We start from the raw sequence: 23,580 nt of genomic DNA, 5'->3' as shown, positions 1-23,580 counted from the left end.
TGGGGAAACTGTCGGGGGAGTTTGCTGTTATTATAAAATACGTATCATGAATCTTCAGGAGATTGGCTCAAAACCGGCAGGTATTGCCTGATTCGAAAGGATGCCGCAGATGTTTCTAACTTCACTCGACAGGTTTCGAGATATTGGGCTTTTGATTTTGCGTCTCGGTTGGGGCTGGGCATACCTCTGGATACATGGCGGACCGAAAATTTTCGGCGGAATGGAGCGCTGGGAGAAATTGGGCGGCGCCATGGGTTATGTCGGTATCGATTTCGCTCCCGCTTTCTGGGGATTTATGGCGTCTTTATCGGAATTCGGCGGCGCCATACTGCTGGCGCTGGGACTATTTTTTCGTCCCGCACTCATATTTATGTTTATAACTATGGTCATGGCCGCCGTTTCTCATCTGGGGCGCGGCGATAACCTCGGGATGGCCTCGCACGCCATCGAAAACGCCATCGTCTTCGCCGCCCTCTTCCTGACCGGACCGGGGAAATATTCGCTGGATGAGAAATGGAAGAACTGATGGAAGCGGTCATGCCGCCGCCGGTGAAGGATGCCCAAAGTAATTCTCTATATCGCTGTCAGTCTTGATGGTTTTATCGCCACTCCTGACGGCGGCATCGATTGGCTTCTTCCTTACCAGGATTCACCGGAGGATTACGGTCTCAAAGAGTTTGATGCATCGGTCGGCGCTCTCATTATGGGAGCCAACAGTTATCGCAAGGAACTTTCCTTCGGTCGCTGGTCACATCATGGGAAAAAATGCTGCGTCCTCTCATCTCGCCCCTTGCCTGTTCCCCAAGATGCCGCAGTCGATTTTTATTCCGGCGATCTGAAAGTGCTCGTGGAGAGGATAAAGAGAGAGTCAGAAAACAACATCTGGCTGGTTGGCGGAGGCAGGGTGGTCACCCAGTTTATCAATGAGGGGCTTCTTGAGGAAATGATGCTGTTCTATATTCCGGTATTCCTGTCCCGGGGAATTCCTCTGTTTGCGGCAGTGACCTCTGCGCCATCGCTTACCCTCGTCAATTCTAAAGCCTACCCCTCAGGCGTCGTCAGGCTACATTACTCGCTCATTTAATAATCCTGAGAAGACAGGTCAAGTGCCGGGTCATTCTTACCCCGCGGGGTCAAATTGACTTGAGACGAATTTACAGAACACGGATAAATTAGTACAATATTGACTTGACAGATGGCTGACATTTGATATAATAGTACTGTCCTGAACGGACTTATTCTTCAGTAAAATTTTTGACACCGGGAAAGACAGCGTTTTTTGTTTTTCTGGAAAAGAGGTGATATCTGCCCGCAGAACCGCTCAATGCGGAATTCTTGACAGTTTCAGTTTGCGGGGAAGAAGTAGTATTTAATCCATAATCAGTCCGGGATAAATGGTTTGACTTCACCATGGGGAGCCATTCGCCAACCAGCCGCCGCGGCTGCTTTCGAGCACCAGGCAGAATGCGGCTACCGGTAATAAAATTACCCGCAATATCGGTGCCTCACGAAGAATTCTAAATCAATTATCATGAACGGTCGGCCTGAAACTGCCGGCAGCAATATCCGTTAGCCGTCCGCGGATAAAGAGAACTTCTCTATCAAGAGAACGCCTGAAATTTCTCCTTCGGCGCGATTCAGGCGAAGTCGTGCGCAAACGACCGAAAGGAGGTCCAAAAAGTTCATTTGACTTTTAATCGGAGAAAATTATGTCTGAGGAAACAGTTTGGACATTTGACTGATCTGTGCAACAAATCGAAAATCCTTTTGGGAGGAAATTCAAATGATTAATCGACATAGTAAACGCAACGGCATCATAATCGCCGTTGTCTGTCTGCTGACGGCGCTTCTGGCCGGCTCGTCTTTTGCCAAATCGATGTATGTCATAGCCAATCATCATACCGGGCAATTCGATGCTTACAACATCGCTCCTCCCGGTTCCGTCCCCCCTATCGCCTATCAGGCGCGCTATAACTTGACTCACGCCGGCGACCCCGGTGACGTTGCCGTCTGGATTGACCCGACTACCAATCCGCCCGAAGGCGCTCTCTTTATCACCAGCGAATTCGACTATGGCGTTGAGCTGGTCGATGCCAAGACAATGACCTCGCTGGGATGGGTTTCCGGCGGCTACGGCCTTGCCGGTATTGATGTTGATGACGTTAACAACCTGGTTTATACCGTCGACCGGGCTTCGGGCAATCTTTATGTTTACGATTGGAACCCGACCGCCAAGACACTCACTTTGAGGGCAGGATATCCGCGGGCACTGCCCGGTCTATCATCGGCATTTGGAATTGCCCTCGATGAGTTCACCGACAGACTCTACGTGGCAGATGCCGGCTCCTGGACTCCCGCTACCGGGTACGTCAGAGTCTATGATGTAAATACTTTAACGGAGCTGTTCCATTATCAGCCGAGCATTCCGCCGGTCGGAATTGCGATTGACAGATACAGAGGTTATGTCTATACCAGCGCTCCTGACGGTTGGTGCGCCAGCGCTCCCACCGGTTACACCTTGCTCAGTAAGTACGACCTGAATACCAGTACCGAGTCGGTCGTCAATATGGGTCACGGCGGCATGGGAATCGCCGTTGATGAAGCGACGGGCATGGTCTATGTTACCGGCGGATGTTATGGTGACGATATCAGCATCTGGGATTCCAATCTCAACTTTCAGTACTCCACCGGGTCTCTTGGCACTCCCGCCGGTATCGAAATCGCCAATGTCAGTTACAACCCGCTCAATCTTGCCAAGAACGACATGGTTCAGGGGTACGGTCTTTATGTCGGTCAGACTTTCCCTTACCTGATTACCTACTCCAACAGCAATTCTTACGACATAACCGGTGTCATTTTGCATGACGACCTTCCGCTCGAAATCGATTTTATTTCCGAGACGGTTGGTGGTGTTCCCGGCACCGGCGTCTATGACCCCAACACCCATTCGGTCACCTGGAATATTGGGAATCTTGCCGCCGGACAGGCGGGACCGGATATACAGTTGGTCGTACGGGTCAACGGAAATGCTGTTCCGGGAAGCACCATCCTTAACTACTGCACCATTGAAAGCGACCAGACCCCGCCAACCACTGTAATTGGCGATGACCCGGACAACCCGAATCCCAACGAGCCGGGGAATATTATCATAGAGGGCGCTCCTGTGGCGGTAGATATCAAACCGGGTTCCTGTCCCAACAAGTTGTATATCTACAGTGTAGCCGCCACCGACAACAGCGGCAGTCAGTCAGCGGCATCAAAGGTTCTGCCGGATGCCTCCAGCGGCGAGCGGTGGGTGCCGTCGACCGCCGTAGTCGACCTGGTTGTTTCCATTATCGGCGGTCCCGGTTTCAATGTCAATGATATCGACCTCGCCACGGTGCGGATGAATAATATCCCCTGGCTTAAGTATCGATTCAAAGACATTTCGACTCCGGTGGCGGATGGCTCTCAGGAATGTGTCTGTCACGAGTATCTGCCCGACGGTTATGTTGACCTGATTCTCAAGTTCGACCAGAATGCCCTGGCGGCGGGATTGGGTGAAATCATTCCGGGACAGGCGATACCGGTAACCTTCACCGGAAACATGAAAGATGGCAGTCCCTTCTCCGCGACCGACTGCGTTATCTTTATAGTGAAACCGGCTCCGGTGAAATTCTTGCCTGGTGTTGATGACGACGGTGGCTACAAGTGGGAGGATGATATCGAAGCGGCGCAGCCTCTGATGCCGACCGCCTTTGCGCTATATCCCAATCGTCCTAACCCCTTCAATCCCTATACCGAAATCAGCTTCAGCCTGCCGGTGGCATCCGATATCTCTCTCGATGTCTATAATATCCTGGGGCAGCAGATAACGACTGTTTACCAGGGTTATCTGGAGGCAGGAAATCACTCCTTCTATTGGAACGGTTCCTCCGTTTCCAGCGGGATTTATCTGTATCGTCTGAAGGCCGGCGCGTACACGCAGACGATGAAGATGATGCTGCTGAAGTAGACGGCCTGACAATTGGATTTATTCCAACTTTGAGGTGCACAAAAGCCCGCTAAATGCGGGCTTTTGTGTCATACAGTTGATTTGCAGATTCATTGTAGATAGCCGTGGTTTTCTGGTATGAGGAAACTGACGCGGCATTCCCTCCCTGGAAGATAAGGCGGCAAGAAACAGGATGAAAGCAACTTGAAGTGGAGGCTTTATTTGAGGAGAACCATTTTCCTGACCAGGAAATTACTATCGACTTGGAGGCGGTACAAGTAAATACCGGAAGCCACCGGTTTCCCATCACTGTCGATTCCATTCCATCTTACTGAATAAGTGCCTGCCGGAAGTATTCGATTCTCCAATTCTGTCACTCGCTGACCGAGAAGATTGTAAATTTTCAAGGTGACTTGTTGTTTTGACGACAATGAGAATCTTATCGATGTGCTTTGATTGAAGGGATTGGGGGTGTTCTGCTTCAAATCAAAATCATTTGGTAGAATGGTCCCAAAGTCCTCGTTGACACCAATTGGACTCTGAAAAGAGTAGATAAACACCGTATCAGACACTCGCCCGACCAGCAGCAGTTCTGGAACACCGGGTCTCTCGAAGAAGCGAGTTGCTTCAAGCCGTCTTCCCAGCGGAATCGGTTGACCCAACAAACCATTTCGATAATCGATGGCTGCAACGGTGCTGCAGGTCGCCATACCGACTATGCAATCTCCTGCTCGATAGATATATTCAAAATGCCTCGCTCGAAAGTCAAATGCAAAATCAATATTGTTTATGCGAGTGTACCACTGCTCCGTCATTACGTTTGAGGCGAGGCTGTAACAGGCTATAAATTCGTGACTGTCTCCGTGAATGCCGAGCCAGTCTTGTGCGTTACCATGATAAATCAACTCGTCTCGCGGGTCCAATTCATCGAATGGCGCGCTCCAGATGCGGTAATTCTCGCCGTCGTCGGAAGAAAATTCGAATATCAATGAATCCAGACTGCTGCGGATCTGAATTGAGGAAGACTTGTCCTCTACGAAATAAGAATAACCTGGTTCTCTGACTTCATATCCCCAATCAAGGTCGTACAGACGGCACTCTTCTAATTCTTCATCCCCCGTCAGATTGCCGACGGCAATATCTGTGCAACCCCGTGTTCGGATCTTCTCCATGGATCTCGAATAATCACTAATGTGTGACCACAGGTCCCACTGCCATCCCTGTGTCTGGTAATAGCAGGCGCGCAGTTCCGATATGTAAAACGATACTATCTCCTGACCATCCTGGTCCCTTCTTTGCCAGATCCTACTTCTGGCATCCTGATCAAGGCATTCCCAGTCATACCACTCGAACAGAGTGTCGATTCTTGTCTCAACACTATCTGTCAGTCTATGAAGATAGTTCATGATGTAGTATGGCTCAAAGCCATGAGTGTAAATCGACAATGAATCGCCATTCTCATCGTATCTGTGAAATATATACCTCGGAGCGACCTCTACGTTCAGCGCTCTCAATTGATTGCCGGCAGAATCGACTATCAGTATCTGTCGCGGATTATAAGTGCCAATCAAGAGTCCAGAAAAGGTTCCGTTCTGGGCTATTAAAGGGTCTATGGTGGTGGAGTACTCCACTCCGGGAATAACTCTTTGATATATCAATTGCGGCGATTCCAAAGGAAAAGCATGAGGAGACTCAAGCACAAAGAAGCAGAGAATTGATAGGAGTCTGATTTTACCCACAAAAAACCTCCCGGATAGCCTGTAAGCAGTATAAGAGAAATCTATAGAACGTCAATGATTTTGTTGGGGATTTGCCTTACCATAGATGTCATGCCGGAGCCGGCGTTTCCCCGGCTTATGGGTGAGTCGGCGCCTGCCGACTCCTCCTATCATTTTTCTTGACTTTACCCTCTAATTTCCATAGTTTTTGGTTTCACTGGAACTAATGAGGACAAAAGGATTTGGATACCAATAAGCATCAATCTAAGGATACCGCTACTGTGACCGCCACCTACCGTTTTTCTGACCTGTTTGAGAAATGTCGGCAATTCACTACCGCCGATGAAGTTAAGGCGGCCGGATTTTATCCCTACTTTCATCCCCTGTCCTCCGCTCCCGGCAACGAAGTGGTCGTTGACGGCCGCAAGCTTATCATGATCGGCTCCAATAACTACCTCGGGCTGACCAATGACCCCCGGGTGATGGCGGCCGCCGCCGATGCCGCCAAGAAATACGGCTCCGGATGCACTGGCTCCCGGTTCCTCAATGGCACGCTCGACCTTCATATCGAGCTGGAAGAACGTCTTGCCCGGTTCATGAAACGGGAAGCGGCGCTTATCTTCTCCACCGGATTTCAGACCAATCTCGGCACTATCTCCTGCCTGGTCGGCAAGAACGACTACCTGGTCATTGACCGTTCCGACCATGCCTCAATTGTTGACGGGTGCCGTCTCTCCTTCGGCAAAACCCTCAAATTCAGCCATAATGATATGCCGGACCTCGACCGGATATTGAAAAATATCGCCGAAAACGGCGCTCGCGGCGGAATCCTGATTGTAGTCGATGGCGTCTTCTCAATGGAGGGCGACATTATCGACCTTCCTAATCTGGTGAAGGTCGCCAGCAAGTACGGCGCCCGCATCATGGTAGATGACGCCCACTCTATCGGTGTGCTGGGCGAGGGAGGCCGCGGCACCGCCGAGCATTTCGGGCTGATAAATGACGTCGATATCACGATGGGCACTTTTTCCAAGTCCTTCGCCTCGCTGGGCGGATTTATCGCCGCCGATGAACGGGTGATAAATTTCATCAAGCATTTCTCCCGCGAACTGATTTTCTCCGCCTCCATTCCCCCGTCGTCCACCGCCGCAGTCCTTGCCGCCCTCGATATCATTGAGACCGAGCCGGAGCGACGTCACAACCTCTGGAAAAACGCCCGCCGTATGCAGACCGAATTGAAACGTCTCGGCTATGATATCGGCAGTTCTCAGACTCCCATTATCCCGGTCCTTATCGGGGAAGATATGGATACCTTCAAGTTCTGGAAGGCGCTTTTCGATAACGGCGTTTTTGCCAATCCGATAATTTCGCCGGCGGTCGCTCCCGGAAGAGCCCTGATAAGAACCTCCTACACCGCCACTCATACCGATGAGCATCTTGACCGCGTTCTCGAAGTCTTCGAGAAAATCGGAAAAAAGATGGGCATTATTTCATAAAGTAACCGATGGCTAACGGGATTGACGTCATTGAGGTCGAAACCCCTCAACAACTAAAATCTTTCATCATGCTCCCTTTCCGGCTCTACAAAGAGGAGCCGAACTGGGTGCCGCCGCTGATTTCCGAGCGGAAGCAGTTTTTCGACAAGAGCAAAAATCCCTTTTACCGGGGCGCCAAGACCAAGCTCTTTCTTGCCCTGAAAGAGTGCGAAGTGGTCGGCCGCATCGCTACCTGCGTCAATTTCTATCATAATGAATTTCATATGGAGAAAGTCGGCTTCTTTGGATTTTTCGAATCGATTGATGATTTCGAGGTCGCTTCCAAATTGTTCAAAGTGGCCATGATTACCCTCAAGTCGGAAGGGATGGAGAAAATGCGCGGTCCCACCAATTTCTCCACCAATCATGAAATCGGATTTCTGATTGAAGGTTTCGATAAACCGCCAACGGTGATGAACCCGTACAATAAACCGTATCTCCCCAAGCTGGCGGAAAAATTCGGCTTGAAGAAAATCATGGACCTCAACGCCTATCTGATAACCAGGGAGACTCCGATTTCCGACCGTCAGGTTGCCCTGGTCAACAGAATCAAAGAGCGGAATAAAATCCAGATTCGGTCCGTCAATCTCTCCAAATTCGACGAGGAAGTCCGCCTGATTAATAAAATCTACAATCAGGCGTGGGAACGAAACTGGGGTTTTGTCCCGATGCCGGAGGATGAATTCTTCTACATGGCTAAGGAATTGAAGCAACTGGTGGAAGAAGACCTGGTGATGATTGCCTATGTCAATGGCGAACCGGCGGCATTCTCCATGGCGGTTCCCGACATCAATCAGGTGCTTATCGGCCTCAACGGACGGCTCTTTCCCTTCGGAATACTCAAGGTAATCTGGAATACTAAAATCCGCCGAAAAATCACCGGTGTGCGAATGCTGACGATGGGGGTTATCCCGAAATTCCAGAAGCGCGGCATCGACAATATCTTCTATGTCGATACCTATCTCAAAGGAGTCGAAAGAGGGTACCACTGGGCGGAACTCTCCTGGATTCTGGAGACAAATGAACTGATGTGCCGCGCCGCCGAAAATATGGGGGCAAAACTGTACAAGAAATACCGTTTGGTCGAAATGCCGATTTAGCGGATTTAAATGAGATACCGCTTCTTAATCTCTCTCACCCTTCTCCTCACCCTTGCCGCCTGTCAGAATAAATTCCTGCCCCGATTGTTTCGCATCGATAAGGGTATTCAAAGTAGACTGCAATTAGAAGAATCATACTTCCTCAAGGGATATAAGATTTCGGATAACCCCCTTTCCAGTCTTTACCAGAAAGGCGAGGGTCTTCTTCTGATCACCACTCAGAGCCAGACCGATTCCAGCATGCTCAATCTCAAGAGCGGTTTTGTCACGGTCGATGCTCAGATTAAATACCGCATTGCCGTCGAACTCCCCTCAGACCTCCAGGCCGACTCCATAGATATTTCGAATCGGTCGGTATGCCAGCTCCTCGGACTGTATCATCTTCCCGACTCGCTCAAGCTGTATCGATGTCATTCGGGTTATATTCTGGTCGATTCGGTAAAGAGTTCGCAGTTCACGGCTGTTCTCGAGGCTTCCTTCGTCAACCAGTCTGAAGATACCCTTCAGTTCTCTGGTTCTCTCAAAGCAAAACAAAAATAGGGTCTGGATATATCGAAATAATACCGGCACCGGATTGGTACCCGGCTTGCTTGATTGTCACTTTGAGACGGTATCGATATTGACGCAGGCTTCCAGCAGAATCGAATCAATGCCGCGATTCAGATTGGCTGGCGGAAGTTTAGAGGCATCAATCGGGTCAATGCTCCAGACCCCCTTGCGCCAGCGGATAATCTTGCTGACGGCATCTACACCGCTGTCTGTGCCGCATTCAGCATACAGCACCTTCCCCTGCTCCAGGTAGAGCGTCGCCTGCTGTCCTTCCCCGGAGATACTTATCTGCACCGGGCGGCTTCCGCCGCGTGAGGCTTCCAGCAGGTCAATAAGCCCCATATCCTCCAGCGAGCCATGCGTCCCCAGCTCCTGAAGCACCGAGCGACGGTACTGCGCTTTTTCCTCCAGGCGGTTTCTAATCCGCGACAGCTTGGTGACGACAATTTCCGGCTCCAGATTCTCGGAAAAGATATCTTCGAGTCCGTTCTTCATAAAGACCATCGCCTCGCTTAAAACCGTCTGGTCAACCATGAGCAGCGTTGGAATCTGGTCCAGCGGGACGCCTTGAAGCGCCAGCTGCAGCAGAAGGTCATAAATCTCTTCCACTCTTCCGGAGTGCCGGATAAGCATCATCTGCGGCTTTGCCCGGTTGAAGGCATCGGCGCATTCGGCGGCGCTGCGCGAATACTCAACTTTGAAGTCGGCTTTGGATAAGGCTTCTTCCAGCGACTTGGGAAGCATTCCTCGCGGAACCAGGATATGCAGGCAGGACTGTCGGCTTCGCGTGGAGCGTGAGGAAACCTCGTCGGCTATAGCGCCGAGCAGCTGGTTAATTACGTCATCCATCGCTATCTTTTCTTTTTCCCTTTGCAGAACTTCTCTGACCTGAGTCATCTGTTCGGGAGAAAGAGAACTCGGCGACGGGAAATTGTGGCAATAGATATCGACCGCGGTAAGAATCGAACCGGCCAATAGCTCCAGCTCCGATATATGGCGCGGCAACTGGGAAAGCGGCTGATACGCCGCTTTCAGAATATTGACCACCAGCGACGGATATTGCCATGACGCCAGCCGGGTTGCCGAGAGAGCGATTATGTCGGTCTGGCTGTAGCCGCGCGTCGGATTGAGATCATCCTCGGAGAGATTATGGAGATACGCCGCCGTTGCGACCGCCGCTCGAATATGCCCCGGCAGGTCATACCGCGCGCTAAGAATCTCCGTCAGTTGCGCCACCGTTGATTCATGACGCGCCAATGTTCCTCCTCCCCGCGAATAGAGAAATCGAAATAATGCCAGATTTTTCCGCAGAAGGTCATCGGTCATCTCTTCCAGAGTATCATTTACCAGTAACGCCGCCTCTGAGCGGTAGTAGCGAACGGTAGTCGCCGGGAAATCCTGCCGGACTTTTTTCACCAGTGGGGTCGCCCGGTCGCGAAGTTTATCATCAACAAAAATATACTCAAAGGGCTCCGACTCGATAAAGGAACGCGCAAACTCGACACTGACCGCCACTTTCAAAATGTACCGCTCTGAGCGCAGCGCCGCGATGAGATGGTCGCTCAGTTTCCGGCTGGAGGTAACAAAAAGGATACTCCCTTCCCTCTTGCTTTCGGTTACTGCTCGTCCCGGAAGCGGCTCCGGCGAAACTTTCGGCTCCGGCAATGGCTCTCCCATCTTCGGCGACAGGGTTTCATGAGGTATCTTGCCGGCCGATGGCGACGGCGCATTCTCTCCCGTGGCGGTGGAGAATCGGGCAATGACCCGTTCGATCGCTTCCGGATTGGCCGGATACAGTTCAATCTTCACTCCGCCGGACTGACGCGACAATTCGCTTGCCAGAGCGGTGTCGTGAGGAGTGCTGCTGGCAATACGAAGGGCTCTTCGCTCGCTGTCGAACTCAAAAGGGACAATGCGATGTCTTTTCATCAACTCCAATGGTAGATATTGAAGCGGCGCCGGTTTGATATTCATAAACGACTCCAGCCTTGGCTAATATTTACGCCTTCAGGCTATTTGCCTGTCATGCATTTCTTTAATATCGGCTCAATCTTTCTGCCCGAAAGAGGCATTTGTACCATTATTTATTATCGGACAAAATCTTATAGAGATTACTGCGCCCCCAAACTTAATCTTATACTGCGGTATTAACGATTAATCTTGCAATTCTGCTTCCGCCCGAAACGCCTGAAATGCCTCGCGGTCAAAGAGCACAAATGCTACCCGCGCCAGACTTTTCAGCTCTTCTGAGGTTTCCTTGACCGCCTTTATCATCGCCTTGGCGCACACCGCCGCCGCCAGACCGCCGACTCCGGTTCCTATCGCCGGAAACGCCACCGAGCCTATCCCCAATCGGTCGGCAAGCAGAAGGGAATTGCGGGTGACTTTATAGACGGTTTCGACATCCGTTCTCAGGTCCTGTCCCATGCCGGCTGCATGGATGATAAATTTATAGGGGAGTTTTCCGGCTCCGGTAGCGACCGCCTGCCCGACTGCAATCGGCCCTTGCGCCATCGCCTCCTTTTCTATGACTTCGCCCCCTTTGCGCTTGATAGCGCCGGCAACCCCGGAACCCATCCAGAGATGATTATTGGCGGCATTGACTATCGCCTCGCAGATAGTTGAGGTAATATCCCCCTGAATAATTTCTATCTCGATTTTCATACCGTCACTATCTGTTAGTTGCCAATCTCCCCGATAATTTCCTGGCAGCCATTGAGATTAACCTGTATATAAACACCAGAGCCGTTGCGGCAAGAATGAATTCCACCCCCTGCGCGGGGTAGAAAATCCGCGACCCCTGTCCAAATGTCACCCCTGAAATGATGCCATAATAGCCCATTCCCAACAATAGTACCACGGCAATGCGCATATTTCGCCGGGCAATCAGAACAAAGCCTATAAGCGACAGGGTCAGCATCGCTGGATTGGTGTCGCCGCGGTTCCAATAGTGGTCAATAGTTTCAAAAAAGGGACGCCACCGGGGCAACTGGAGATAATGCAGACTGGAAACGGCTGTCATATTTTCCAGCACCATCTGGAAGAAATTCCTGAGCATGGTAACCGGGTACTTCCTTGCCGTGGCGGCAATCAAAGCCTTGCTTTCCTCCTGGCTTAGCCGAAAATTCCCCTCGTGAAAATGTTTCAGAGACACTCGGTACAGAGAGTCTCTCAGTTCCGGAAATTCTCTAATATGTCTTCCTTCTTCCTCTATCTTGACTTTGGCGACAAGATAGGTTTTTGCGGCCAGCGTGCCGGTAGCCGAAACAGTGAAAGTGTCGTGGGTCAGCAGATTTCTGACTCCCCAAAAAACAGGAATGGCGACCATAATCATGGAGACAACCAGCGACCGGTATATCAGCTGTCTTCTTCGCCCTGCTGGAGCCGGAACCAGCAGGGCAGACAGTATCAGAATCGCCGGGAAGAACCCTCCCGCAGAGCGCAGCAGGACAGCGCATCCTCCCGATACGCCGGAAAGAACTGCGTTTCTCCAATTGTTTTCATCGAGGCATCGGAAGAAAAGATAAACCGATAGCGAAAAGAGGAAAAAATAGATTGACTCGGTAACCAGAGCATTAGCGAGCGAAATAGATGTCAGCGATGTCGCCACCAGAGTTCCGGAAACAACGGCCACAGCCCGATTCCCGGTCAGGAGGTCGGCAATCTTGTAAACAATTATCGACGACATGCTGCTCAGTAAAATCTGTAATATGATTACCGCCAGAAATGATTGCCCCATCAGGATACGACTCACCGCCAGGATAGCGGGGTATCCAATACCAACCAGAAATAATTCATATTGCCCCGGCTGGTATCTTCCCAGCAGATAATCAGCGGCATTGATATATTTGACGGGGTCATTGAACTGGTCATACAGGCCGGAGGGGCCGGTCTGAGTCAGCATTATTATGAAATAAACAAGCCTCAGTATCAGGCTGATGCCAAACAGCAGGAGATATGTTTGCCACTCTCGGGTCGAGATTTGAGACTTAATCGACGCTAAATTCATAGACATTTCATTGAATTCATTTATGAAATATCCTGGGAGTGACCGGCGGAAGCATTTCTTTACTGACCTTGAACGAAACGGCAACCGTAAGGGAGAAAAATACTACACATATGAAAAATCTGGAACCGGTCTTGTGGAACCCTTCAAATACCAGATAACCTCTCTCGGTCGCAAGAGAATCCCCCCTGACGCGGGTCACGGCATCTATTATCGTAACCTTTTTTTGGTGGGTCGCCAGAAGCCAGCCATCGCTTGATTGTGCGATAATTTCCCAAACTGACGGCTGCGGTTGGCGCTCCTCCACAATCAGGAAACCCTGTTTGCTCAGCCCATCTTTGACCTTCACCAGGAACTGTCCGGAATCGCTGATTTCTTCCTTCATTACCGGATAAGAAGCGGTTCGGTAATTGAGATTGATGATGCTGCGCCGGTCATGATTACGCCACAATATCCCGACGACGGCGAGCGCAATCAGGAGGCTGCCATAATGGAAGACGGCTGAAGCACGACCACTCATAAATTTGGAATGACGACAGCGCCGAGGATTACTTTTCTAACCGAATATAAGTTTCTATTCTCTATAATGTCAATGCCGGTAGCGATTGCCGTTCCCCTCATGTAATCGATTTGCCACCCGGCGCGCTTTCAGAATAGAAGCGCCGATTTGCTTTTGAAAATAAGATTGCCATGACCAATCCGACCGCCGTTCCGAGAATGGCGCCGGCCAAGATATCCCCCGGGTAATGGACACCTACAAAAACACGAGACAAAGCCACCAGCGCCGCCAGTGGCACCAGAAACTTTGCCGAGCGTGGGGCAATCCCATAGAAAAAGAACGCCTGCCCGAAGAGATTGGCGGCATGCGACGACGGAAACGAAAATCCGGAGCCGCATCCCACCAGAAGATGAACCTCCATTACCTTGCAGGGACGCAGACGTCCTACCAGTGGTTTGAGAATTGCGCTGGAAAGCTGGTCGCTGAGGGTCACGACCACCAGCGACCCCAGAACCGCCCAGCGAAGACGTCTATCACCTTTCCAGAGAATCAGAAACAGACAGACGCCGTAAAAAATTTTGAGATGCAAATCGGTGGTGATGAACGGCATGAATACATCGGTTACCGGATTAGCCAGCGATTGATTGACAAACCGGAAGATAGTCTTGTCGAGAGCCACCAGCGATGCCAGAATCTCACTCATAGGTGGGCCTCTTTCGCGACAGAAACCGCTTTAGCTCTATCTTTGTCGGAATCCCTGACCGCCCTCCCGGTTTGGTGCATTTCAATGCCGCCGCCGCTGATGCCAGCTCCATCCGACAGGCTAAATCCCCTCCCGAGAGGAGACCGTAGATATAAGCCCCGTGATAGACATCCCCGGCGCCGGTGGTATCGACCGTCCTGACCCGGAACGCTTTCTGTCTGAACCATCCCTCGGTACGACTGTACCCGAGCGCTCCCTTAATGCCGGAGGTAATGACTATGGTTCCGGGGCAGAGCGATGCCAGTCGTTCAACCGCTTTCCTGAGATTTATCGTTCCGGTAAAAGGCATGGCGAAATCGGCGGCGCAGACCAGATGGTCCACCAGAGGGAAAATAGGCGAGACATCGTTCCGAAGCGAGCCAACATCAAATACGACCGGAATCGCTTTTTCTTTTGCCCACCGCGCCAGTTTCAGACAGACAGCCAGGTCTCTTCCATCCAGATGCACCGCGCGGCAATCGGGAAGTCTATCCAGTCTTATATCTCCTGGGCTTATTCTTGTTTTCAAGTCCAGTATGATAGTGCGCCGTCCGCTTCCTTTTTCATACCATCCGGCCGCAATAGCGGTCGAACGTGGCTTGCGAATCATGTTGGAGGTATCGACACCAAATTTATTGAGCTCGTTTATCGCATAATCTCCAAAGATATCATTCCCCACCGCCGCTACCAGGCCCGGCTTCATTCCCAACCGCCCCAAAGTCGCCATCGCGGTCGGTATCGGGCCCCCTCCCTGTATGGTCATGTTCAGGGCGTCAATCTTACTCCCCGGTTTCGGGAATCGCTCCACCTGGTACAAAATGTCAACCGGCGCAATCCCCAGCCCAAGACAGTCAAGCCGTTTCGCCAAATTTTACCCTTCCCGAAGTTGCCTCGGTCGCATCTTCATAAAATTTCTCGATAAGTGACAGCCGGAGAGAAATTCGAAAATAGGGATTGATTTCATTAATTCCTCGCTCCAGTACTATCCCCTCATATTTATAAATCAGCCGCTCGATAGTATTATAATCATGATAGCTAAACTTTATCAAAATCTCTTCGGTCAGAAACTCCTCTACAATCCCGGCTTCCGCAATGGTCAGTGAAGCCGCCTGGGAGTAGGCATGAGTCAACCCGCCGGTTCCCAATTTGGTCCCGCCAAAATAACGGGTTACGATTACAATAAGGTTGGTCAATCCCTTCCCGGATATCTGGTCAAATATCGGCTTGCCCGCCGTACCGGATGGCTCTCCGGCATCGGAATACCGGCATCTCTTCTGCTCCCCCAGACCGGCCTGGTATGCATAGCAGTGATGGCTGGCATCGTAGAATCTCTTGCGCACCCCGGCAAGAATCGCTTCCGCCTCGACTTCACTGCGGCATCGTTCCGCCTGTCCTATAAATCTCGACCCTTTGATTTTTAATTCAGTTTCCGCCCGCGCTCTTATAGTTAGATAACTGTCGGACCGGCTCATTCTCGCTCTCAAACCAGGGATTTGAGGACAATATCAACGCCGTCATTGAGCGTAATCGGAATTGCTCCCAGAGCCAACGTCTTTTCGACACCGCGATTATCTTTTCCGGGACGCTCACAGCCGTCTATCAGGACAAACATCAATTTCCCGGTCTCCTGACAAAACGTTGCCGTATCCAGAGTGCCGGAGGAGTCTCCGAACAGTTCACCTATCACCACCGCCTGCGAAAGTCCCACCGTGAGACGGTTTCTTGCCAGGATTCGTCCGGTCGTATACTCGGCGTCGGGCGAATATTCTGAAATCAAGGCGCCGGAATTGACCAATTCGACCGCCAGCGCTCGATTTTCTTCCGGATGGATATGGTCGAACCCTGAGCCGAGAACGGCGTAACTTTTGCCGCCGGCTTTAAGCGCTCCGATATGAGCGGCGGTATCGATACCGCGCGCCAGTCCGGAAACTACCGATACGGACTGGGCGGCAAGTTTCCCGGACAGTTGCACCGCATTTTGAATCCCTTCATTGGTGGCATTGTGCGAACCGACCAGAGCAACCGTTTTCTCCCCTTCGGAGGGGAGTCTCCCTCGGTAGAAGATAATCGGAGGCGGGTCATTCAACTCCCGAAAGTGAGGAGGGTAGTCGGTATCGAATATAGTTGCCACGCCGATTTCCCGCTCCTTGAGACCGTTTACAAACTGCTCCGCTTTCGGCAATGAGTCGAAACTCTCCGCTATGCGCCGCGATTTGATTTCCCCCAGGCCGGAAATCTCTCTTAATTGCGCCTCTTCCGCTTCCAGAATGGCGGCCAAATTCCCGAAATATGCCATAAGGGCGCCGAATGTCCGGGGTCCGACCTCGCCGTACTCCCGCAGCGCCCAGACCTGCGCCGCCACCGAATATTGATAGGCACGCTTCATACCGCAAAGTTAGACGAATTGACAGCCCAAGTCAACTTCTATGAATCGGCCGGTGGAGGCAGATTTGATATTTTCCCCTTGTCTTTTTTCCGCGCTCTGCCGTAATTTGCTCCATTAATTCAAATATTCAGGATATACTCTTATGTTTGATATCAACCATATCCAGAGATTCTTCCGTGACGAAAACCTTGATGGCTGGCTGCTGGCTGATTTTCATGGGCGCAACACTGTCGCCGTAGGATTCCTCGACCTGCCGGAGCATATCACCCGCCGCTTCGCCTTCTTCATTCCCTCCCAGGGCGCCCCGACCGCCTTCATCCATAATATCGAAAAAGACCGCTTCCGCCATCTGCCCGGGAATAAAATCTTTTTCTCGTCATATAAAGCGCTTGAAGAGGCGCTCCAAAACGTTCTCCGTGGCCGGCGACGCATCGCCATGGAATATTCCCCCTCCGGGCGGCTTCCTTATATCGGGCTGGTCGATGCCGGTACCATTGAACTGATAAAATCATTCGGTATTGAGGTCGTCTCCTCAGCCGATTTAGTCGCTTACTTTCAGGCGCGAATGACTGAAAAGCAGGTCGAATCACATCGGACCGCCGCCAGAATGATTAACGGCATCAAAGATGAAGCCTTTCGCTTCATCCATGAAAAACTGAAGGCGGAGACTGTTATTAACGAAAAAGCGGTCGTCGATTTCATCCTGCGCCGATTCCACGAACAAGGGCTGATCTCCGATTTTTTGCCGATTGTCGCCGTCAACGCCAATATCAGCAATCCCCATTATTCGCCGCCAGAGCATGGTTCCTCGCCGATAAACATGAATGACCTTTTCATTATCGACCTCTGGGCAAAAGTGAACGAACCTCATGCCGTCTTTGCCGATATCACCTGGGCAGGGTATGCCGGAGAAACCGCCCCGGACAGATTTCAGAAGATTTTTGAGATTGTTAGAAAGGCGCGCGACCGGGCGGTCGCTTTTATTAGCGAAAGATTCCTTCGCGAGACAGTTTATGGTTTTCAGGTAGATGACGCCTGCCGGCAGGTTATAACCGATGCCGGGTATGGCGAATATTTCTTCCATCGCACCGGTCACTCGATTCTGGAATCAGTCCATGGACCCGGTCCCAATATCGACAATCTCGAAACGGAAGACCGTCGCAAACTCCTGCCGGGGCATCTCTTCTCGATAGAACCGGGAATCTACCTGCCGGAGTTCGGGGTCAGGTCTGAAATAGATGTAATGATTACCGAATCGGGACCCGAAATCACCACTCAGCCGGTGCAGCAACATATAATTCCGCTCTTCGGGTAATTATGTATTTCTCGGCGCGCATGATTCAGGAAGTGGCCGACCGTTACGGGTACCCGCCGGTCATCGCCATGAACGCGCCGGTCAGCGCCGATGAGTTCGAATTCATCCGCTCCACTCAGTCATACGGACGGTGTCATGATGTCACCCTGTATATTTTCAAGGGACCCAAGGTAATTGTTACCTCCAAACATCATTATCCCTCCGGTCTGTACCGCGCCCCTTCGGGGGGATTAAAACCGTATGAGGATTTTCACGAAGGGGTTTTTCGCGAGGCATATGAAGAAGCCGGCGTTAAAATTGAACTGCAGAAATATATCCTGCAGGTCAATGTCTCCTTCAGTTGCGGCAATAGGGTGATTCCCTGGCGGACGCATGTTTTCACGGCGAAATACCTTTCCGGAAAAATAGCGCCGGTCGATATCGCCGAAATCCGGGAAGCCCGCCTGGCCGATCTGGCCGAGTTCGAAGAGTTCAAACGTATCGCCGCCGGACTGGAATCGGGCGGCTTGCATTATAGAACCCGTTTGCATGACGAGGTGCTGCGATTTCTGTGAATCCTGCGACGCCGTCGCGCTATCGGAACCGTCCGCCTCGCCTCAAGCGGGATTTTCCTGACGGAAGATGTAATTTCTCGCTTCAGGCGGCATTTAGAACGGCAAAGAGAAACCGGCCCGGTTTCGCAACGTATATGGAAAGGAGCAATCTTTTAGATTGGGGAGAACCGATATGTTACCGATTATTCTTTTAGGTATCTCACTTCTTTTGGCCCTGACCGGTATGATTCTTGTTATGGCATCACTCTGGTACCGGGCGCCCAATCATCCCAGCGTCACCGGGGAACGGCCGATAAGAGGATTACTTTTCTGGAAGTACAAACATCTCTGGAATCCCCCCGGATATAAACTTTATATCTGGGGCACCATTTTATTCTGCGCCGGCATGCTCTACCAGGTTATCTATTATCTATTCTTGACGTCAAAGCCGTAGGGTAATAAGCGCCTTTAAAGAGACCTCTTTGGGAGAAGATTATGCAGGCATATAGTAAAACCTTTGCCGCCGTGTACGACAAGAAATGGGCGGCTTTCTCGCATCAGGTCGCTCCGTTTCTGATTAATTTTTACGCTTCCACGGAGATAGGAAAAAAGGACCGAACCGTCCTCGACCTCTGCTGCGGGGCGGGGCATCTGGCCGTTCATTTCCTCGAAAAGGGACACAAGGTTGTCGGCTTGGACCTCTCGGAACATATGCTAAATCACGCCAACGAAAATGCCCGGGAGTTTGTCAAATCAGGTCAGGCGCGCTTTGTTCTGGGTGATGCCGCCGAATTCAATCTGCCGGAGCGGTTCGGTCTGGTGGTTGCGACTTATGACTCCCTCAATCATTTGAAAGATGAATCGTCATTGCTCGGGTGTTTCCGGTCAGTGCAAGCCGTTTGTGACGGCTTTTTTATCTTTGACCTCAATACTCGAAAAGGGCTGAAGCGTTGGAACAATGTCATTGTAGACGACAGCGAGGATATGCTTGTCATCACGCGGGGTATATATGACGGCGTAGGAGACCGGGCGATAACCAGGTTCACCGGCTTTGTCTCCCTGGCGGACCGGTCGTATCAGCGGTTTGATGAAACGGTCTATAATACGGTATTTGAACTGGAGAGAGTGAAATCGCTGCTTCTGGAAGTTGGCTTTGGAAAAATCTATTTCGCCCGCATTCAGGACCTGATGACACCGCTGGAAAAGCCGGAAGAAGAAGGGCGGGTATTTATAGTCGCCGTCCGGCAGGGTGTCATTTAATCATTAATTATGAAATTATCGAGCCATTGATACAAGACCGGCTCCATTCGCGCCGTCTTCTCCCGGCAGGCGAGTATTTCGTCCGCTCTTTGGATATACCACCCATCCCTTAATTCCTCGCTCCCTTCGGCAACAAACGCCTCAACCATTTCAAACGTTACCTCCGGATGAAACTGCCATGCCAGAGTATTCTCGCCATACCGAAACGCCTGATTGATACAGCCCTCAGATTCCGCCAGATGAACCGCCCCCTTCGGCAGTTCGAATGTCTCTCCATGCCAGTGAAAAACGTCCATCGAAAAAGGTATCTTATGGCAGACCGGTTCTTTCATTCCTTCTGACGTCAGCCGAACCGGGAACCAGCCCAGCTCTTTTTCTTCATTCTTCCTGACTTTCGCCCCCAGAACATTGGCGACCAATTGCGCTCCGAGGCAGACCCCCAATACTTTCTTGCCGGAATTGACGGCATTTTCAATAAATATCTTCTCCGGTGCAAGCCAGCGGTATCTGCTTTCATCATTGACCGACATTGAGCCCCCCATAACTACCAGCCAGTCGAAATCATCGAGTCCCGGCAGGTTTTCCTCGATATATAATCTCGTATGACTGACGGAGAAACCATACTCCCGCGCCCATTTGAGAATATTCCCGGGCGTTTCTATCGGCTCATGCTGAAGGTAATGCAGCCTCATACCCAATATACGCTCTGACTGTCCGCTGTCAGGAACTGTTTCGAGAAATCCTGAATCTACTCCAACCGAAGGCTCTGAACCCAAATATGTCACCTTCCCATTTTCCGCGCCGGCAGGAGTCCCTCCTGCCGGTACAATGTGATAATTCCATCCCTGAGAGATTTCGTATTTTCCGCGCCGGCAGGTTTCCATCCTGATTCTCCCGAAGCCGTTCTTTTCCCTCCTCCCCTTTCTGCGCCGGCAGGAGTCCCTCCTCACCTTTCTGCGCCGGCAGAAGTCCCTCCTCACCTTTCCGCGCCGGCAAATGGCTCTCCTCCCCTTTATGCGCCGGCAGGAGTCCCTCCTGCCGGTACAATGTGATAATTCCATCCCTGAGAGATTTCGTATATTATGGCAACAGACCCAATTCAGTCAGGAGATATCTACCATGCCGGAAAAGAAAAAGCAGGACTGGACACAGTTTCGTCTCAAAATCGAACTTGCCGCCAAGCCGGAGAAAGTCTTCCGCGCCTGGACCGACGACCGCATTGTCCCCCGGTGGTTCTGTGTCAAAGCGGAAATTGAGCCAAAAAAGAACGGCCGTCTTTATTTCGAGTGGCTCGGCGGCGATAAACTCGAGACCAGGATTATCGACATTAAGAAAAACAGGCTTTTTCTCTTTCCTTTCGGTCCGAAAGGGGAAAAGGTAAAACTCACTATCAAACCGCTAAAGAAAGGCTCCGTACTGGAGCTTCATCAGTACGACATGAAAACCACCCCGAAAGATAAATGGGCGATGCATAAAGGGTGCGAGACCGGCTGGACATTTTTTCTGGCGAACCTGAAAGCCTTTTTGGAGCATGGTATCGACCTGCGCAGTCATGACTCCAGGAAATCATACCGGCAGGGATATATAAACAGCTGACCTTCATATAAAAATCAATTGATTTTTGGCGCCGCCGGATATTTGATTCTGCTGACCGATTGCTCAATCCTTATCGAAAGGAGTCGAATATGCGCGCCATAATAACAATTACTCTAATGCTGGTTACTTTCGCCCGCCTTGGTGCGGCGGAGGAAAAACCGGTCGTCCCTGTTCATCCTGTAGCCACCTATTCCATTGTTGCCTATGACACTCTCACCGGCGAATTCGGCGCCGCGGTGCAGTCGCATTATTTCAAGGTTGCCGATGTCATCTGGCTGGAGCCGGGTATCGGAGCCGTTGCCACCCAATCGCTGGTTGACTTTGCCTATGGACCGCTGGGGTTGGAAATGATGAAAAAGGGGAAAAGCGCCAAATTGGCTCTTGAGGGGCTTCTCGCTTCCGACCCGGATAATCAGGTTCGGCAGGTTGCCATGATAGACAGGAATCTGGTCATCGCCGCCCATACCGGCGCCAAATGTATCGCCGAAGCGGGACATCAGATCGGCAAAAATTACTCGGTGCAGGCAAACCTGATGCGGAATAACACCGTCTGGGGTGCGATGGCTAAAGCCTTTGAAGAGACCCCCGGCGACATTGCCGAGAAGATGATGGCGGCGCTGGAAGCGGCGGAGAACCAAGGGGGGGATATCCGCGGGATGCAGTCGGCGGCGATGGTGGTCGTGACCGGCAAACCGACCGGGCTTCCCTGGCGTGACCGGACTGTCGATATCCGGGTGGATGACTCCCCTCAGCCGCTGGTGGAACTGCGACGTCTTCTGAATATCTCCCGTGCCTACCGGCATATGGACAAAGGGGATGAATTTATCACTGCCAAGGATTTCGAGAAAGCCAACGCCGAATACGCCAGGGCGGCGGAACTTGCCCCCGGCAACCCCGAGATTCTCTTCTGGCATGCGGTAACTTTGGTCACTGCCGGCGAGATTGAGCGCTCCCTGCCGATTTTCAAGGAGGTCTTCCAGGCCGATTCCTCCTGGCGCGCCCTGGTCCCGCGGCTGGTCAACTCCGACCTCTTGCCGGATGACAAGAAGTTGATAGAACGAATTATGGGGCAATAGGTATCAGATAGCCGACCGATTATCCTTTTTCAGCAACTCCTGGAAGCGGGGATTACTGTGGAGATGGTTGAATTCCGGAAGTAATTTCAAGGCGTTTACGGAAACAAAATTAGGGATCGAAAGCAGATAATCCAGCAGCTCCATCGCCTTTTCCTCATGCCCCGTTTGCGCGTACACCATTGCCAGGTCAAGAATATAATCCGGACCGGTTAATGCGTCTGCCGACACCGGCAGAAGTCTTGTCGCCCGGGTTGCCGATTCTATGGCTTTATCGCTTTTTCCGAGCCAGGTATAAACACGCGCGAGCGAGCTCAATAGCGCCGCTGACTCAGATGATTGCGCTAGCCTGCTTTCCAATTTCACCCGCGCTGAGTCAAAGTAAACCTCCGCCGCAGACAGCTTCTTCATCTTTGAGAGACATGCGCCCTTCATGAAATAGTAATCGGAACTGTCTGGATTGTTTGGGTGCAGGACCACTCCCGGCGAAGTCAGCAGGCCAAAAGCATGCTCATAGTCCTTGTCACAAAAGTCATAATATACCTCAAACCAGGTCAACTGAGGCGTGCGGCCGGTACAAGCTTTCCCGTCATCAAGCGCTTCCCGGGCTTGTCGAGTTTCACCCGTCAAATTGAGCAACGCAAATGATTTCACCAGATAAGCGGCCGGGGTATTCGGATGCAAATCTATCACTTCATCAAATAGGGCGATGGCATCGTGATATCGACGGCAATAGAAATATGTAAATCCCAGTTCGTATCTGTACCACGCTTCACGGGGGTCGAGCAAAACAACCGTTTGCAGTCCTTCTATGGCCTCTTTCCATTTCCCCTGACGTCGCTGCACCCAGGCCATACTGGCGCGGGCCATGGCATTATTCGGCTGCAATTCGAGCACTCTGGAAAACTCGTCCAGCGCGCGGCCGAAATCGCGCAACCCATGATAATAATACCAGCCCAGAGCCTGGTGTGACTCGGCGGCGTGGGGCGCAAGTGCCAAGGCTTTGTCTATCATACTTCTGGCTTGTTTCAGACATTCTTCAGAGGGATCGGTTCCTTCCCAGTACATCTCGGCATAGATTAAACCTAATTCAGCATAGGCTTGAGCAAAATCGGGCGCCAGTTCGATTGCCTTGAGCTGCATCTTCTCTGCCAGACGAACTTCTTTGTGGGGGTAGCCCGCAATACTGAAATATTTCTTTCCCCTCAAATAATAATCATACGCCTTGGGGTCAACCTCAATCTTCCGGGAGAGTCGTTCGTCTTACGATTGCAATAATGCCACATCGAGCGCCG

24 protein-coding genes are annotated in these 23,580 nt (G+C 51.4%); 12 read left to right on the top strand and 12 right to left on the bottom strand.

What is annotated here, in order from left to right; translation table 11 throughout:
* Positions 1–109: 109 nt before the first annotated feature.
* The 3 genes from AB1690_09040 (at position 110) to AB1690_09030 (ending at position 3,994) form a co-directional block, all read left to right on the top strand.
* Positions 110–526, top strand: a complete 417-nt coding sequence (locus tag AB1690_09040) for a DoxX family protein (protein ID MEW6015455.1) — start codon at positions 110–112, stop codon at positions 524–526.
* A gap of 30 nt (positions 527–556) precedes the next feature.
* Positions 557–1,084 (top strand): dihydrofolate reductase family protein, encoded by a 528-nt coding sequence (locus AB1690_09035; GenBank protein ID MEW6015454.1) that lies wholly within the window; start codon positions 557–559, stop codon positions 1,082–1,084.
* Positions 1,085–1,783: 699 nt separating this feature from the next.
* Positions 1,784–3,994 (top strand): T9SS type A sorting domain-containing protein, encoded by a 2,211-nt coding sequence (locus AB1690_09030; GenBank protein MEW6015453.1) that lies wholly within the window; start codon positions 1,784–1,786, stop codon positions 3,992–3,994.
* 197 nt (positions 3,995–4,191) lie between these two features.
* On the opposite strand, the gene AB1690_09025 is transcribed toward AB1690_09030, so the two are convergent.
* Positions 4,192–5,712: a FlgD immunoglobulin-like domain containing protein gene (locus tag AB1690_09025; protein ID MEW6015452.1), complete on the bottom strand. Its 1,521-nt coding sequence runs from the start codon at positions 5,710–5,712 to the stop codon at positions 4,192–4,194.
* A gap of 287 nt (positions 5,713–5,999) precedes the next feature.
* Here AB1690_09025 and AB1690_09020 point away from each other — a divergent pair, with 287 nt between their 5' ends.
* Genes AB1690_09020 through AB1690_09010 form a run of 3 tightly spaced genes read left to right on the top strand, consistent with a single transcriptional unit; the run spans position 6,000 to position 8,866 of the window.
* Positions 6,000–7,187 carry a pyridoxal phosphate-dependent aminotransferase family protein gene (locus tag AB1690_09020; protein ID MEW6015451.1) on the top strand — a complete coding sequence of 396 codons (1,188 nt, stop codon included), beginning with the start codon at positions 6,000–6,002 and terminating at the stop codon, positions 7,185–7,187.
* Between the two features lie 8 nt (positions 7,188–7,195).
* Positions 7,196–8,326 (top strand): N-acetyltransferase, encoded by a 1,131-nt coding sequence (locus AB1690_09015; GenBank protein ID MEW6015450.1) that lies wholly within the window; start codon positions 7,196–7,198, stop codon positions 8,324–8,326.
* Between the two features lie 9 nt (positions 8,327–8,335).
* Positions 8,336–8,866: a hypothetical protein gene (locus AB1690_09010; GenBank protein ID MEW6015449.1), complete on the top strand. Its 531-nt coding sequence runs from the start codon at positions 8,336–8,338 to the stop codon at positions 8,864–8,866.
* 57 nt (positions 8,867–8,923) lie between these two features.
* Here AB1690_09010 and AB1690_09005 read toward each other — a convergent pair whose 3' ends face one another.
* The 8 genes from AB1690_09005 to AB1690_08970 form a co-directional block, all read right to left on the bottom strand.
* Positions 8,924–10,849 carry a DUF4388 domain-containing protein gene (locus AB1690_09005; GenBank protein MEW6015448.1) on the bottom strand — a complete coding sequence of 642 codons (1,926 nt, stop codon included), beginning with the start codon at positions 10,847–10,849 and terminating at the stop codon, positions 8,924–8,926.
* Positions 10,850–11,029: 180 nt separating this feature from the next.
* The gene (locus AB1690_09000) at positions 11,030–11,539 is read right to left on the bottom strand and encodes a macro domain-containing protein (GenBank protein MEW6015447.1); all 510 of its coding nucleotides are present in this window, start codon (positions 11,537–11,539) and stop codon (positions 11,030–11,032) included.
* Between the two features lie 7 nt (positions 11,540–11,546).
* Entirely contained in the window at positions 11,547–12,884 is a 1,338-nt protein-coding gene (locus AB1690_08995; protein MEW6015446.1) for a glycosyltransferase family 39 protein, read from the bottom strand.
* Between the two features lie 16 nt (positions 12,885–12,900).
* Positions 12,901–13,401: a hypothetical protein gene (locus tag AB1690_08990; protein MEW6015445.1), complete on the bottom strand. Its 501-nt coding sequence runs from the start codon at positions 13,399–13,401 to the stop codon at positions 12,901–12,903.
* A 97-nt stretch (positions 13,402–13,498) separates the two neighbouring features.
* A complete protein-coding gene (locus tag AB1690_08985; protein MEW6015444.1) occupies positions 13,499–14,083 on the bottom strand; it encodes a phosphatase PAP2 family protein in 585 nt (194 codons plus the stop codon).
* Positions 14,076–14,990, bottom strand: coding sequence for a PfkB family carbohydrate kinase (locus AB1690_08980; GenBank protein ID MEW6015443.1), 915 nt, complete (start codon positions 14,988–14,990; stop codon positions 14,076–14,078). Before AB1690_08980 ends, AB1690_08985 begins: the two co-directional genes overlap by 8 nt.
* A complete protein-coding gene (locus AB1690_08975; GenBank protein ID MEW6015442.1) occupies positions 14,974–15,594 on the bottom strand; it encodes a YigZ family protein in 621 nt (206 codons plus the stop codon). Before AB1690_08975 ends, AB1690_08980 begins: the two co-directional genes overlap by 17 nt.
* Positions 15,595–15,602: 8 nt before the next feature.
* Positions 15,603–16,508: a DNA-processing protein DprA gene (locus AB1690_08970; GenBank protein ID MEW6015441.1), complete on the bottom strand. Its 906-nt coding sequence runs from the start codon at positions 16,506–16,508 to the stop codon at positions 15,603–15,605.
* Between the two features lie 142 nt (positions 16,509–16,650).
* Between AB1690_08970 and AB1690_08965 the strand changes: the two genes are divergently transcribed.
* The 4 genes from AB1690_08965 to AB1690_08950 all read left to right on the top strand — a co-directional run bounded on the left by AB1690_08965 (position 16,651) and on the right by AB1690_08950 (position 19,616).
* Complete coding sequence (locus AB1690_08965) at positions 16,651–17,823, top strand: M24 family metallopeptidase (GenBank protein ID MEW6015440.1); 1,173 nt, start codon at positions 16,651–16,653, stop codon at positions 17,821–17,823.
* A 20-nt stretch (positions 17,824–17,843) separates the two neighbouring features.
* Positions 17,844–18,377 carry an NUDIX hydrolase gene (locus AB1690_08960; protein ID MEW6015439.1) on the top strand — a complete coding sequence of 178 codons (534 nt, stop codon included), beginning with the start codon at positions 17,844–17,846 and terminating at the stop codon, positions 18,375–18,377.
* 172 nt (positions 18,378–18,549) lie between these two features.
* Entirely contained in the window at positions 18,550–18,810 is a 261-nt protein-coding gene (locus AB1690_08955) for a hypothetical protein (protein MEW6015438.1), read from the top strand.
* Positions 18,811–18,851: 41 nt separating this feature from the next.
* The gene (locus AB1690_08950) at positions 18,852–19,616 is read left to right on the top strand and encodes a class I SAM-dependent methyltransferase (GenBank protein MEW6015437.1); all 765 of its coding nucleotides are present in this window, start codon (positions 18,852–18,854) and stop codon (positions 19,614–19,616) included.
* On the opposite strand, the gene AB1690_08945 is transcribed toward AB1690_08950, so the two are convergent.
* Positions 19,613–20,308 (bottom strand): type 1 glutamine amidotransferase, encoded by a 696-nt coding sequence (locus tag AB1690_08945; GenBank protein ID MEW6015436.1) that lies wholly within the window; start codon positions 20,306–20,308, stop codon positions 19,613–19,615. The two genes, AB1690_08950 and AB1690_08945, sit on opposite strands and share 4 nt — an antisense overlap.
* 28 nt (positions 20,309–20,336) lie before the next feature.
* Entirely contained in the window at positions 20,337–20,612 is a 276-nt protein-coding gene (locus AB1690_08940) for a hypothetical protein (GenBank protein MEW6015435.1), read from the bottom strand.
* Between the two features lie 123 nt (positions 20,613–20,735).
* Between AB1690_08940 and AB1690_08935 the strand changes: the two genes are divergently transcribed.
* Both AB1690_08935 and AB1690_08930 read left to right on the top strand, forming a co-directional pair.
* Positions 20,736–21,212, top strand: a complete 477-nt coding sequence (locus AB1690_08935; GenBank protein MEW6015434.1) for an SRPBCC domain-containing protein — start codon at positions 20,736–20,738, stop codon at positions 21,210–21,212.
* An 89-nt stretch (positions 21,213–21,301) separates the two neighbouring features.
* Positions 21,302–22,288, top strand: coding sequence for a DUF1028 domain-containing protein (locus AB1690_08930; protein ID MEW6015433.1), 987 nt, complete (start codon positions 21,302–21,304; stop codon positions 22,286–22,288).
* A gap of 3 nt (positions 22,289–22,291) precedes the next feature.
* On the opposite strand, the gene AB1690_08925 is transcribed toward AB1690_08930, so the two are convergent.
* Complete coding sequence (locus AB1690_08925) at positions 22,292–23,428, bottom strand: tetratricopeptide repeat protein (GenBank protein ID MEW6015432.1); 1,137 nt, start codon at positions 23,426–23,428, stop codon at positions 22,292–22,294.
* Positions 23,429–23,580: the final 152 nt, after the last annotated feature.

It is taken from the genome of Candidatus Zixiibacteriota bacterium, assembly GCA_040753495.1.
Lineage (GTDB): Bacteria > Zixibacteria > MSB-5A5 > GN15 > PGXB01 > DYGG01.
This window is presented reverse-complemented; position numbering and strand designations above follow the sequence as displayed.

Excerpts from the sequence above, each read along its gene's own strand:
- AB1690_09040 (MEW6015455.1), top strand. The coding sequence starts at position 110 with ATGTTTCTAACTTCACTCGACAGGTTTCGAGATATTGGGCTTTTGATT.
- AB1690_09035 (MEW6015454.1), top strand. The coding sequence starts at position 557 with ATGCCCAAAGTAATTCTCTATATCGCTGTCAGTCTTGATGGTTTTATC.
- AB1690_09030 (MEW6015453.1), top strand. The coding sequence starts at position 1,784 with ATGATTAATCGACATAGTAAACGCAACGGCATCATAATCGCCGTTGTC.
- AB1690_09015 (MEW6015450.1), top strand. The coding sequence starts at position 7,196 with ATGGCTAACGGGATTGACGTCATTGAGGTCGAAACCCCTCAACAACTA.
- AB1690_09010 (MEW6015449.1), top strand. The coding sequence starts at position 8,336 with ATGAGATACCGCTTCTTAATCTCTCTCACCCTTCTCCTCACCCTTGCC.
- AB1690_09005 (MEW6015448.1), bottom strand. The coding sequence starts at position 10,849 with ATGAATATCAAACCGGCGCCGCTTCAATATCTACCATTGGAGTTGATG.
- AB1690_09000 (MEW6015447.1), bottom strand. The coding sequence starts at position 11,539 with ATGAAAATCGAGATAGAAATTATTCAGGGGGATATTACCTCAACTATC.
- AB1690_08995 (MEW6015446.1), bottom strand. The coding sequence starts at position 12,884 with ATGAATTTAGCGTCGATTAAGTCTCAAATCTCGACCCGAGAGTGGCAA.
- AB1690_08990 (MEW6015445.1), bottom strand. The coding sequence starts at position 13,401 with ATGAGTGGTCGTGCTTCAGCCGTCTTCCATTATGGCAGCCTCCTGATT.
- AB1690_08985 (MEW6015444.1), bottom strand. The coding sequence starts at position 14,083 with ATGAGTGAGATTCTGGCATCGCTGGTGGCTCTCGACAAGACTATCTTC.
- AB1690_08975 (MEW6015442.1), bottom strand. The coding sequence starts at position 15,594 with ATGAGCCGGTCCGACAGTTATCTAACTATAAGAGCGCGGGCGGAAACT.
- AB1690_08970 (MEW6015441.1), bottom strand. The coding sequence starts at position 16,508 with ATGAAGCGTGCCTATCAATATTCGGTGGCGGCGCAGGTCTGGGCGCTG.
- AB1690_08965 (MEW6015440.1), top strand. The coding sequence starts at position 16,651 with ATGTTTGATATCAACCATATCCAGAGATTCTTCCGTGACGAAAACCTT.
- AB1690_08960 (MEW6015439.1), top strand. The coding sequence starts at position 17,844 with ATGATTCAGGAAGTGGCCGACCGTTACGGGTACCCGCCGGTCATCGCC.
- AB1690_08955 (MEW6015438.1), top strand. The coding sequence starts at position 18,550 with ATGTTACCGATTATTCTTTTAGGTATCTCACTTCTTTTGGCCCTGACC.
- AB1690_08950 (MEW6015437.1), top strand. The coding sequence starts at position 18,852 with ATGCAGGCATATAGTAAAACCTTTGCCGCCGTGTACGACAAGAAATGG.
- AB1690_08945 (MEW6015436.1), bottom strand. The coding sequence starts at position 20,308 with ATGAGGCTGCATTACCTTCAGCATGAGCCGATAGAAACGCCCGGGAAT.
- AB1690_08935 (MEW6015434.1), top strand. The coding sequence starts at position 20,736 with ATGCCGGAAAAGAAAAAGCAGGACTGGACACAGTTTCGTCTCAAAATC.
- AB1690_08930 (MEW6015433.1), top strand. The coding sequence starts at position 21,302 with ATGCGCGCCATAATAACAATTACTCTAATGCTGGTTACTTTCGCCCGC.
- AB1690_08925 (MEW6015432.1), bottom strand. The coding sequence starts at position 23,428 with ATGCAGCTCAAGGCAATCGAACTGGCGCCCGATTTTGCTCAAGCCTAT.